10 protein-coding genes are annotated in these 11,945 nt (G+C 73.7%); 6 read left to right on the top strand and 4 right to left on the bottom strand.

Going from position 1 to position 11,945, the window contains the following annotated elements:
- Positions 1 to 11: 11 nt before the first annotated feature.
- From ACWDRW_RS11900 to ACWDRW_RS11875, 6 genes are read left to right on the top strand one after another with little or no spacing between them, the layout of a single operon-like run.
- Positions 12 to 935, top strand: coding sequence for an ornithine carbamoyltransferase (locus tag ACWDRW_RS11900; protein WP_451722334.1), 924 nt, complete (start codon positions 12 to 14; stop codon positions 933 to 935).
- Positions 932 to 2,200, top strand: coding sequence for an MFS transporter (locus tag ACWDRW_RS11895; protein ID WP_451722333.1), 1,269 nt, complete (start codon positions 932 to 934; stop codon positions 2,198 to 2,200). The genes ACWDRW_RS11900 and ACWDRW_RS11895 overlap by 4 nt, the downstream gene beginning before the upstream one ends.
- Positions 2,197 to 2,952, top strand: a complete 756-nt coding sequence (locus ACWDRW_RS11890) for a thioesterase II family protein (RefSeq protein ID WP_451722331.1) — start codon at positions 2,197 to 2,199, stop codon at positions 2,950 to 2,952. Before ACWDRW_RS11895 ends, ACWDRW_RS11890 begins: the two co-directional genes overlap by 4 nt.
- A 1-nt stretch (position 2,953) precedes the next feature.
- Positions 2,954 to 3,889 (top strand): TauD/TfdA family dioxygenase, encoded by a 936-nt coding sequence (locus tag ACWDRW_RS11885; protein WP_451722330.1) that lies wholly within the window; start codon positions 2,954 to 2,956, stop codon positions 3,887 to 3,889.
- A gap of 38 nt (positions 3,890 to 3,927) precedes the next feature.
- Complete coding sequence (locus ACWDRW_RS11880) at positions 3,928 to 4,704, top strand: 4'-phosphopantetheinyl transferase family protein (RefSeq protein ID WP_451722329.1); 777 nt, start codon at positions 3,928 to 3,930, stop codon at positions 4,702 to 4,704.
- Complete coding sequence (locus ACWDRW_RS11875) at positions 4,701 to 5,639, top strand: TauD/TfdA family dioxygenase (RefSeq protein WP_451722328.1); 939 nt, start codon at positions 4,701 to 4,703, stop codon at positions 5,637 to 5,639. Before ACWDRW_RS11880 ends, ACWDRW_RS11875 begins: the two co-directional genes overlap by 4 nt.
- Positions 5,640 to 5,795: 156 nt before the next feature.
- Here the strand turns inward: ACWDRW_RS11875 and ACWDRW_RS11870 are convergent, their stop codons facing one another.
- From ACWDRW_RS11870 to ACWDRW_RS11855, 4 genes are all read right to left on the bottom strand, one after another.
- A complete protein-coding gene (locus tag ACWDRW_RS11870; RefSeq protein WP_451722327.1) occupies positions 5,796 to 8,243 on the bottom strand; it encodes an FtsX-like permease family protein in 2,448 nt (815 codons plus the stop codon).
- Positions 8,237 to 8,974 carry an ABC transporter ATP-binding protein gene (locus ACWDRW_RS11865; RefSeq protein WP_451722326.1) on the bottom strand — a complete coding sequence of 246 codons (738 nt, stop codon included), beginning with the start codon at positions 8,972 to 8,974 and terminating at the stop codon, positions 8,237 to 8,239. Before ACWDRW_RS11865 ends, ACWDRW_RS11870 begins: the two co-directional genes overlap by 7 nt.
- Before the next feature lie 195 nt (positions 8,975 to 9,169).
- On the bottom strand, positions 9,170 to 9,673 hold the full coding sequence (locus ACWDRW_RS11860; protein WP_451722324.1) for a DedA family protein: 504 nt from the start codon (positions 9,671 to 9,673) through the stop codon (positions 9,170 to 9,172).
- Positions 9,674 to 9,838: 165 nt separating this feature from the next.
- Positions 9,839 to 11,695, bottom strand: a complete 1,857-nt coding sequence (locus tag ACWDRW_RS11855; RefSeq protein WP_451722322.1) for a BTAD domain-containing putative transcriptional regulator — start codon at positions 11,693 to 11,695, stop codon at positions 9,839 to 9,841.
- Positions 11,696 to 11,945 lie beyond the last annotated feature (250 nt).

Raw genomic sequence — 11,945 nt, 5'->3', positions numbered from 1 at the left:
TGGAGGACACCGTGGCATCCGTACGGCACCTGATCTCCATCGACGACCTCGACGACACCGACCTGCGCTCGCTCGTCGCGCGCGGCGCCGAGTTCTCGGCCCGCGCGGCGGGCCGCCCGACGCCGCTGGCCGGGGACGTCGTGGGCATCTACTTCAGCAAGACCTCCACCCGCACCCGCACCGCCTTCTCCAGCGGTGCCCTCCGGCTCGGCGCGCAGATCATCGCCTACGGGCCCGGCGACCTCCAGCTCAACACGGGGGAGACCAGCGAGGACACCGGGCGGGTCATGTCCCGGATGCTCGACGTGCTCGTCGCCCGGACCGCGGGCGACCCCGCCGAGATGCGGGCCTGGGCCGCGCAGGAGCGGATGGCGGTGATCAACGCCATGAGCGCCGACGAGCACCCCACCCAGGCGCTGACCGATCTGACCACGCTCCAGGGGCAGTTCGGACGGGTGGACGGACTGAAGGTGCTCTACGTCGGCGAGGGCAACAACACCGCCTCCGCCCTCGCCCTCGCCCTGACCCGCTTCCCCGAGGTCGAGTTCGAGCTGCGCACCCCGCCCGGCTACGGCCTCGCCCCCGCCTACCGGGAGCGGGCCGCCGCACAGGCCGCCCGCAGCGGGGCCCGGTTCGCGGAACGCCACGACATGGACGCCGTACCCGCCGGATTCGACGTCGTCTACACCACCCGCTGGCAGACCACCGGCACCGCCAAGCCGGACCCCGACTGGCGGGAGATCTTCGCGCCGTTCCAGGTCACCAAGGCGCTGTGGGAGGACAGCCCCAAGGCGGTGTTCATGCACGACCTGCCCGCCCACCGCGGCGAGGAGGTCACCGCCGAGGTGCTGGACGGCCCCGAGTCCATCGCCTTCGCCCAGGCCGAGAACAAGATGCACAGCGCGATGGCGGTCCTGGAGTGGTGCAGGACATGACCTCGCCCGTCGCCGAGGCCCCCGCCGCCCCGGCACCGCTGCGCCGCAACCGGGAGTTCCTGCTGCTGTGGTCCGGGGCGAGCCTGTCGTTCCTGGCCGCCCGGGTCACCTCGGTCGCCTATCCGCTGATCGTGCTCTGGCACACCGGCTCGCCGGTCGCCATGTCGGTCGTCACCACCGCGGCCCTGCTGCCGCTGCTGCTGGTGCAGCTGCCGGCCGGAGTGGTCGTGGACCGCTTCGACCGGCGCCGGCTGATGCTGGTCTGCGAGGCGGGGCGGCTGCTGGCGGTGGGCAGCGTGGCGCTCGCCCTCGCGGCGGGCCGCATGTCGGTGGCGCACCTGGCGGCCGTGGCGTTCGCGGAGTCGGCGCTGGCGGTGTTCTACCGGCTGGCCGAGCGGGGAGCCGTACGCAACCTCGTGCACCCCGCGCACCTGTCGGCCGCCCTCGCGCAGAACGAGGCGCGCGGGCGGGCGGCCGGGCTGCTCGGCCAGCCGGGCGGCGCGCTGCTCTACACGGCGGCACGCGGCCTGCCCTTCGGCTTCGGGGCGCTCGCCTACGCCTGTTCCTTCGTGAGCCTGCTCCTGATCCGCAAGGACTTCCAGCAGCGGCGCACGGTGGCCCCCCGTCGCCCGGCCGCCGAGGTCGCCGAGGGCATGCGCTGGCTGTGGCGGCAGCGGTTCCTGCGGGCGGCGCTCGGCTATGTCGCCGGGACCAACGTGCTCTTCCAGATGCTCGCGCTGGCCCTGATCCTGCGGATCAAGGAGGAGGGCCTGTCGCCGTCGGCCCTCGCGGTCGTGGTGGGCGTCGGCGGGATCGGCGGCCTGTGCGGGGCGCTGGCCGGCGGGCGGCTCGAGCGCCGGACCAGCCGCCGGGCCCTGCTGATCGCCGGGGCGGTGGTCTGGGCCCTGCTGATCGGCGCCATGGGCTTCACCGCGCGGCCGGTCCTGCTCGGAGCGCTCTACGCCGGGATCGGCTTCGTCGGCGCGGTCTTCAACGTCTCCGCCGCCGTCTACCAGGTCCGCACCACCCCGGACGCCCTCCAGGGCCGCGTCGCCGCGACCGCCGCGCTGATCGGCTCCGGCACGAACGCCCTCGGCTCCTTCGCGGGCGGCCTGCTCCTGGCGGCGTGGGGAGCGGAGTCCACGGTCCGGGCGATCGCCGCCGCGATGGCCGTGCTGGCGCTACTGGCGGTACTGGCACCCGACCTGAGACGAGAACTCCCGGGCGAGCCCGAGACATCCACGAAAGGAGAGGCGGCCTCATGACCGTCGTACAGGACATGCCCTGGTTGCGGTCCTACCCCGCCGCGTCCGGACGGGCACCCCGGCTCCGGCTCGTCTGTTTTCCGCACGCCGGCGGCAACGCGCAGCTGTTCCGCGGCTGGGCCGCCCGGCTGCCGGCCGACGTGGAGCTGCTGGCCGTGCGCTACCCCGGCCGGCAGGAGCGACTCAGTGAGCCGTGCGTGGAGGACATGGCCACCCTCGCCGACGCCGTGACCGCCGCGCTGCTGCCCTTCCTCGACCGGCCCCTCGCCCTGTTCGGGCACAGCATGGGCTCCTCCGTGGCCTACGAGAGCGCCCTGCGGCTGCAGACGCGGCACGGCGTCGTCCCGCGCCGCCTGGTGGTCTCCGCCCGCTCCGCCCCGCACCGCGCCCGCCCCACCGGACTGCACCACCGCTCCGACGACGACCTCGTCGCCGGGGTGCGCCGCCTCGGCGACCTCGGCTCGGAGGCCTACGACGTCCCCGAACTGCGCGAGCTGCTGCTGCCCGCCCTGCGGGCCGACTACCGGCTCATCGAGGCCTACCGGCCCGCCGATCCGCCCGAGGTCGTGCATGCCCCGATCACCGCCTGCCTCGGCAGCGACGACCCCGGCTGCGACCCGGACGCGGTCGCCGCCTGGGCCGAACTGACCACCGCCGGATTCCGGTTGCGCACCTACCCCGGCGACCACTTCTACCTCGCGCCGCGCGAAGCCGAGCTGCTCGCCGACATCACCCAAGACCTGGAGGTTTGACATGACTCAGACGGACATCTGGACCCCCCTGGAGATCGAGGCCGAGGGGACGGGCGGCGCCGACGAACTCGTGGAGCGGGTCATCGGCATGGGCGAGCAGTTCGGCAAGCTGCTCGTCGCCGAGAAGGGCCTGGTCTTCCGCGGCTTCGGCGTCACGCCCGCCGAACTCGACCGGGTGCTCGACGCGCTGCTGCCCAACCGGCTCGCCTACGTGCACGGCAACTCCCCGCGCACCAAGGTCGGCAGCAACGTCTACACCTCGACCGAGTACCCGCAGGAGTTCACCATCTCGATGCACAACGAGATGAGCTACGCCCACGCCTGGCCGGCCCGCCTGGCGTTCTACTGCGAGGTCCAGCCCGGCAGCCGCGGCGCCACTCCGGTCGTCGACGCCGCCCTGTGGCTGCGGTCCCTCGACGACAAGGTGCGCGAGTCCTTCGCCGACGGCGTGCGCTACGTGCAGAACCTGCACGACGGCTTCGGCCTCGGCAAGAGCTGGCAGGACACCTTCGAGACCACCGACCGGGAGGCCGTCGAGGCCTTCCTCGCCCCCACCGGCGCCGACTGGGAGTGGAAGGCCGACGGCGGCATCCGCGTCTCCTCGCTGCGCCCGGCCACCACCCTTCACCCGGTCACCGGCGCCGAGGTGTGGTTCAACCAGGCCGACCAGTGGCACCCCGCGGGCCTGGGCGACGACACCGCCGCCGCCCTGGCGCAGATCCTGCCCGAGGACGAGCTGCCGCAGAACGTCACCTTCGCCGACGGCAGCCCCATCCCCGCCGAGTACGTCGAGCAGATCCGCGACCGCGGCCTGGAGCACGCCGTGGACGTCGACTGGCGCACCGGCGACCTGCTGCTGATCGACAACGTCCTGCTGGCCCACGGCCGCCGCCCCTTCACCGGGGACCGCCGGGTGCTGGTCGCCATGTCCGACTGACCCCTCGGCGCACCGACGAAACAGAACGGACTGAGGCGATGACCGCCGCATACGAGTATCTGAGGGACCACGACGCGGTCCACGTCTGGCGGGGCAGGGCACCGGACACCCTCGCGCCGGGCGACCTCGATCTGCTGTCCGAGGAGGAACTGGCGCAGGTGCGGCGGCTGGGCGACCCGGCCGCCACCCGCTACGCGTCCGCGCACGCGGCCCTGCGCCGGATCCTCTCCGAGTACCTCGGCGTGCCCCCGCGCGAGGTGGTCCTCGGCCGCCGCCCGTGCCCGCGCTGCGCGCACCCCCGGCACGGGCGGCCGACGATCGACCGACCCGCCACGGACCTCGACTTCAACCTGTCGAGGTCCGGGCCGCACTGGCTGCTCGCCGTCCTGGTCGGCCGGCAGGTCGGCGTCGACCTGGAGGACGGCCGCGACCTGGACGTGGAGGGCGCCTCCCGGTTGGTGATGAGCGCCTCCGAACTCGCCCACGTGGACTCCCGCGCGGGCGAGACCGAGCGGCTGCACGCCTTCTTCCGCTGCTGGACCCGCAAGGAGGCCGTGGTCAAGGCGAGCGGCGTCGGCATCATCACCAACCTGCGCGAGGTCGACGTACAACCGGCCGACGACGGCCCGGTGCTCGTCGACCATGCGCTGCCCACCGGGCCCGACACCTGGCTGGTGGAGGACCTGCCGGTGGTCGACGGCGTGTTCGCCGCGCTGGCCCGGCAGGCGGGCACCGCACTCGGCCCGGTCGTACCGCGCCGCTACGAGTCCCTGGAGAGCCAGGGCGAGACGACGAGAGGGGTCCTGGTCCCATGACCGCGATCACGTACACGGCCGCGCCCGGCACCGCGGTGCACGAGTGGATCGCCGAGCACCGCACCGAGCTGCGGGAGGTCCTCGGCACCCGCGGAGCGATCCTGCTGCGCGGCTTCGAGGTCGGCGGCGTCGACGGCTTCGACGGGGTGGTGCGGGCCTTCTCCGGCAGCGCGCCGCTGGACTACGCCGAGCGCTCCTCGCCGCGCTCCACCATCAAGGGGCAGGTGTACACCTCGACGGACTACCCGGCGGACGAGGAGATCTTCCTGCACAACGAGAACTCCTACCAGGCCGTCTGGCCGCACACCCTGTACTTCTACTGCATCGAGCCGGCCCTCACCCAGGGCGCGACCCCGCTCGCGGACATCCGCGAGGTGTACGCGGCGATCGACCCGGCGGTGCGCGAGGAGTTCGTCCGGCGCGGCGGCTGGCGCGTGGTGCGCAACTTCCACGCCGACTTCGGGGTGCCGTGGCAGGAGGCCTTCGGTACCGAGGACCGGGACGCGATCGTGGCGTACTGCCGGGGCAAGGGCATCACCGCCGAGTGGCGCCCCGACGGCGGACTGCGCACCACCACGGTCCGCGACGCGGTGCACACGCACCCGGTCTCCGGCGAGGAGGTCTGGTTCAACCACGCCACGTTCTGGCATGTCACCTCGCTCGCGCCGGAGGTGCAGGAAGGGCTGCGGGAGATCTTCGACGACGCGGACCTGCCCACCAACACCTACTTCGGTGACGGCGGCCGGATCCCCGACGAGACGGTGGCGCATCTGCGGGCCGCCTACCGCAAGGCGTCCACCCGCTTCGACTGGGAGCGCGACGACGTGCTGATCGTCGACAACATGCTGGCCGCGCACGGCCGTGAGCCCTTCACCGGTCCGCGGAAGATCGCGGTGGCGATGGCGGAGCCCTCGCGTTCCCCGGTCGCGGTCTGACCCCTCTTTTTTCGCGCCGTTTCCGGCGCGCGCACGAAGCGAGGGCCGGCCGCCGGTTCCGTACTCATGACGTACGGAACCGGCAGCCGGCCCTCTGGGGTGTCGCGCCGAGCGGGACGGGGGAGTGGACCACCCGGCGCGACGGTCATCGGGCGGTCACTCCCGCATGCCCGCCAGCTCCACGGCCCGGCGCCGCATGGAGATCCCGGCCGGGGCCACCGCGGAGACCACGGCGAGCACCGCGCACGCGCCCACCGCCGAACCGACCGCCGTCCACGGGATCGCGATCGGCGTCCACACCGACAGCAGGCCCAGCGCGCTCCACATCCCGAGCAGGTTGAGCGCGGCCACCAGCAGTCCCAGCACCCCGCCGACCACCACGACCATCAGGGCCTCGGCGGCGACCAGCCGCAGCACCTGCCCGGTGGTGGCCCCGGCGAGCCGCAGCACCGCCAGGTCCCGCACCCGGTCGGAGGTCGCCATCACCAGGGTGTTGGCCAGCGAGATGCCCGTGTAGAGCAGGGCGATGCCGAGGACCAGCAGGTAGCCGAGCCGGGTGGTCTCGTTGGTCTCCGGGTAACTGGCCTGCACCCACTGGGACTTGGTGAACACCTCGCCGCCGTCCGCCCGGACCGCGGTGCGCAGGGCCGCCGCCACCGCCGAGGCGTCGGCGCCGTCCGCGACCTTCACGTCGACCCGGTCGACCGGGGCCCTGGGGGCGTTGGCCGGGGTGACGTACACGCCGTTGTTGCCGGTGCCGATGGACATCACCGCGGCGATCCGCAGCGACTTCTTCGTGCCGTCGCCGAGCCACACGCTCACCGTGTCTCCCACCGCGTGCTTCTCCCACTCCTCGTTGACGATGATCGAGTCGTCGTCGAGGTCGGTGACCCGGCCGGCCGAGACCGGAAGCCGCACGGTGTCGGCGAGCGCCTTCGGCTCGGCGGCACGGGCGTCGGAGCGGATCAGCGCGACGCCCTCCTCCAGGACGTACACCGCGCTCGCCTGCGTCGCGGAGACCTCCGCGCCGGGCACCTTCCGCAGCCGCTCCACGGTCGCCGCGTCGAAGCCGTCCCCGGCCGGGGAGAGCACGAAGTCGGCGGAAGTCTGCTCCCGCGTCTCCGTCGCCTTGGCCTCGTTCAGCGTGGCCGTGGCGCCGAGCAGCGAACCGGCCAGCGCCACCGTGACCAGCACGGGCGCCGCGATGGCGGCCGTACGACGGACGCCGGCGGCGGCGTTCTCGCGCACCAGCATGCCGCCGGCGCCCGGCAGTTGGGCCGGCAGCCAGGCGATCAGCCGGGTCAGCGGACGCACCAGCACCGGTGACAGCAGCGCGATCGCGGTGATCAGCAGCATCGGGCGGCTGGTGTACGTCTTGCGGTGCAGCAGATCGCCCGGCTGGGTCACCAGCGCCAGCACCAGCGTCACGGCGGCGGTGAGCAGCAGGCCCGCGCCGAACAGCCAGCGGCCCCAGGTCATGGTCCGGCTGTCCACGGACGCCTCGCGCAGCGCCTGCGTCGGCCCGGTCTTCCCGGCCCGCCAGGACGCGGCGACGACACCGCACAGCGCCACGAGCAGACCCGTCCAGAACGCCATGTGGTACGGCCAGGTGTGGTCACCGATGGTGAACCACTCGGGCGCGAGCCCGCCGTCCACCACCCACTCGGCGAGGTACGGCGCCGCGTACGCGCCGAGCACACAGCCCGCCGCCGAGGCGAGGACGCCCACGAGCAGCGCCTCGGCGAACACCATCCGGCGGATCTGGCCCGGCGTGGCTCCCGCGGTGCGCAGCAGCCCGAACTCCCGGCGCCGCTGGGCGACGGCGAAGGCGAAGGTGGAGGCCACCACGAACACCGACACGAAGCCGCTGACCCCGCCGGCGGTGCCGAACATCGCGTTCATCGCGGTCAGGGCCTCGCTGTCGCGGTCCGGGTCGGCGTCCGCGAGCCGCCGGTCGTTCCCGGTCAGCACCTCGGCGTCGGCACCGACCGCCTGACGGACGGCCGCCGCATCGGCGTCCACGACCAGCTGCGTACTGAGCGGGGCGAGTTGGGCGGCCCGCGCGTCGGTCCAGAAGACGGCGTCCTCGAACCCGAGCCCGCCGACGGTCCCGACCACGGTCACGGTGCCGAAGCCGGTGCGCAGCTCCTTTCCTACGGTGGCCCAGTCGCCGGTGACGACGACCTCGCCCGCGCCGGAGGGCGCCCGCCCGTCCTTCAGCTCGTACGGCGCGAACGCGGCCGTCGACCAGGGGTGACCCACCAGATCGCCGGGCGCGCCCTCGGCCCGTACGGCGAAGGAGCGGTCCTCGGTGACGGTACCGAGTTCCTTCAACGCGGTGACCGTCTTGTCCGGGACCGGGTTGGGCGCCTGCAGCTTCTGCTTCCGGTCGCCGATCGAGGTCGGCACGACCAGGGTGTCCTCGCCCTGCACGACGACCGGGGCCGCGGCGAACCGCTCCGGCTGCCGCTCGGGCGCGTTCAGGGAGGAGGCGAGGGCGAGGCCCATCACGGCGATCAGCGCGACACCGAGCGACAGCGCGACGAAACTGCCCACGAAGGTGACCCAGCGCGTGCGCAGGGTGCGCAGGGCGACGCTCAGCACGGCACGGCCTCCAGCTTGGTCATGCGGGCGGCGATGTCGCCCGCCGAGGCGCCGATCAGCTCGCCGTTGACGTGCCCGTCGACCAGGAAGACCACCCGGTCCGCGTAGGAGGCGGCCACCGGGTCGTGGGTCACCATGATGATCGTCTGGCCCTCGGCGTCGACCATGCCGCGCAGCAGCGTCAGCACCTCACGGCTGGTCTGCGAGTCCAGGGCACCGGTCGGCTCGTCGCCGAACAGCACCTCGGGGCGGGTGATCAGGGCGCGGGCCAGGGCGACGCGCTGCTGCTGGCCGCCGGACATCTCCGACGGACGGTGCCCGGCGCGGTCGCCGAGGCCGACCTGGGCCAGCACCTCGCGGACCCGGGCCTTCTTCGGACGACGGCCCGCCAGACGCAGCGGCAGGGCCACGTTCTGCTCGGCGGTCAGCGAGGGCAGCAGGTTGAACGCCTGGAACACGAAGCCGATGCGCTCCCGGCGCAGCAGCGTCAGCCTGGTCTCGCTCAGCTTGGTCAGCTCGGTGTCGCCGACGGTGACCGAGCCCGAGGTGGGACGGTCCAGACCGGCGGCGCACTGGAGCAGGGTGGACTTGCCGGAGCCGGAGGGGCCCATGACGGCGGTGAAGGTGCCCCGGGGGAAGGCGAGGGAGACCTGGTCGAGCGCGGTGACACGGCCGGCGCCCGACCCGTACTCCCGGCTCACGGAGCGCAGTTGGATCGCGTTGTTGGTCATCTGTCCCTAAGTCCCTGTTCGTTGGTGACGGAGTCGGTCCTCCCGCGCACCACGGCGGGACGGAAGTAGCGGTCGGTGGGGATGAAGAGGCGCCGGCGAAGCCATTGTCGGAGCGGGCGGGGGGCGGTGGGGGGCGGCTCGGATGGCAGGAGACTGTCCTGGCAGGAACCTGCGCGGCGCCTGGTCACGGGCGGCTCAGCCGGGCCCGGCGGGGCCCAGGACGTACCCGATCAGCACGAAGGACGGCGCCCACACCGCGCTGCTGACCAGTGACCAGGCGAGGTAGCGGGGCAGCGGCATCCGGACGGCTCCGCAGAGCGTGGGGACGAGGGTGCGCAGTACGGCGGTGAACCGGCCGACGAACACGGCTCCACCGCCACGCCGCTCGATGAGTCCGAGGGCCCGATCGGTGTACCGGCGACGGCGTCCCGAGCCGGGGAGCCGCTCCAGCAACCGCCGCCGCCAGCGCCGCCCCACGGCGTACCCGACGGCGTTGCCGAGCAGCGCGCCGGCCATGGCGGTGAGCAGCGCGGCCTCCACGCTGATGTGCCCGTGCCAGGCGAACACCCCGCCGAGCACCACAGCGGTCTGCCCCGGCAGGAGCGCCCCGATCACCGGCAGTGCGGCCTCCAGAGCGGGCAGCACCAGAACGGTGACCAGAATCCCGAGGCTCCCGTAGGCGAGCACCCGCTCTCCCATCCAGGCCAACATCCGTCCCCCGTCCCTCACACCATCCCGACCCCTCTACGAAACCGTGGGTGCGGGGTCCGACGCAGTGCGGCAGAACGGAGACTTGGGGTAGGGCCAGACATACCCTGCGGGGTAGCGGTGGGACAGCGGCCCCTGCGCGGGACCGCACCCGCCTCACGCCCCCGTCAGCGTCAGGTCCCCGTCCCGGTCCGACTGGCCCGCCGCCACCAGCCGCAGCAGTTCGTGGAAGCGGTACCTGGGCTCACCGGCCGCGTCGATGCCCGCCATCTCCAGCAGGGCCGCCTCCACCAGCCGCTCCAGCAACTCCTCCGCCACCTCCTCCGGGACACCGAGGAAACAGGCGGCCCGAGCCGTGGTGAACGCCTCCGTGCCGTGCGCGGCGAAGGACAGCGCGAACTCCCTCTCGTCCCGCGGCCGCCCCGACAGGGCCGCCACCAGCGTGCGCCGGACGTCCAGCTCTCCCACCCGCAACTCCTCCACCCGGCACGCCGGATCCGCCAGCCGCCGCGCCAACCGCGCCGCGGGCCGGTGCGGCCGCGCCGCGAGCCGCGTCCCCGCCACCCGCAACGCCAACGGCAACCCCGCACACCCCCGCACGATCAGCTGAGCCGCCTCCGGCTCCACCCCGATCCGCGCGGCCCCGGCCACCGCCCCCAGCAGCGCCAGCGCATCCCGCTCCCCGAGCGGCTCGAGCGTCATGCTCCGCGCCCCGGGCACCGTCGACAGCCGCCCCCGGCTCGTCACCAGCACCGCCGCGTCCGTCGTCGCCGGCAGCAACGCGTCGAGCTGCAGCTCGTTCGCCGCGTCGTCCAGCACGATCAGCAGCCGCCGCCCCGCCGTCGCCGTACGCCACCGGTGCACCAGCTCGTCGAGCCGCCCCGGCCCCCCACCCGGCACGGCGACCTCCTCCGGCCGCTCACCCAGCGCGCGCAGCAACTGCGCGAGCACCGTGCCGCAGTCCTTGACCGTCCCGTCCTCGTGCCGCAGCCGCGCGTACAGCTGCCCGTCCGGGAAGTTCCCGGCCATCGCGTGCGCGACCCGCACCGCCAGCGCGGTCTTGCCGACCCCCGCCATCCCGTTGATCAGCAGCCGCCGCGGCCGGAACGGCAGCCGCCGCTCCGCGGGCCCCGGCACCAGCGCCGCGCACAGCTCCTCGAACTCCCGCCGCCGTCCGGTGAAGTCCGCCAGATCCGGTGGCAGCAGCATCGGCGCCGTCCGCTGCACGACGGCCCCCGACCCGACGAGGAGCGCCCCCCGCGACGCAGGCTCCGGCAGCCGCCCCAACTCCCCACTGAGCGCCCCCTGGTAGGCCGCCGCCAGATCGGGGCCCGGGTCCACCCCCAGCTCCTCGGCCAGCACCGTCCGCCCCTCGTGGTAGACGTGCAGCGCGTCCGCCTGCCGCCCGCTGCGGTACAGCGCCGTCATCAACTGCGCCCGCAGCCGCTCCCGTACCGGGAACTCACTGACCAGCCCGGTCAGTTCGGAGACCAGCCGCTGATGGCGGCCGAGCGCCAGGTCCGCCTCGACCCGGTGCTCCAGCGCCGTCACCCGGGCCTCCTCCAGCTGCGGCACCTCCGCCTCGGCGAGGTACGGCGTCACCCCGGCCAGCGCCGGCCCCTGCCACAGATCGAGCGCCCGGCGCAGTAAGTCCGCCGCGTCCCCGAACCGCCGCTCCTCCAGCGCCCGCCGCCCTCGCCGGTCCAGCTCCTCGAACTCCACCACGTCCAGCCGGGCCCCCTCCGCCAGCAGCTGGTATCCCGGCTGGCGTCGAACCAACTCCACTTCCGGGCCGAGGAGTTTGCGCAGCCGCGAGATGTAGGTGTAGATCTGCGCGTTCATGGTGGCCGGCGGCTCCCACCCCCACAGCAGTTCGCTGAGCCGGCCGTCCCCCACGACCCGGCCCCGGGCCAGCAGCAGCGCCGCCAGCACCGTGTGCACCTTGGAACCGGACAGAGCCACGCGCCGCGCCGTGTGCCGTGCCTCCACCGGCCCGAGAAGCTGGAATTCCATGTGAGTCCCCCACTCTTGAGAGCCCCGGCCGTACGGTCAGGGCCGGATCGCAACGCGCGGAGCGTTGACCCTTGGCCATTGTTTGCGCCACTCCCGGCCGGAATTCAGCCTTCGATTTGGCAGCAGCCTGCGATGGCAGGAGCTTGCACCCCGGCATCCGTGCCCCCTCGACCCCGGCACCCGTGCCCCCTCGACCCCCCCGCGGGGGAGGTAGGGCTGGCCATACCCCCCGTCCGCCCCCTGGACCGAT

The sequence above is a fragment of the Streptomyces sp. NPDC003635 genome, from assembly GCF_053587635.1.
The sequence above is the reverse complement of the archived record's forward strand: the minus strand, read 5'-3'. Positions and strand labels throughout refer to the sequence as shown.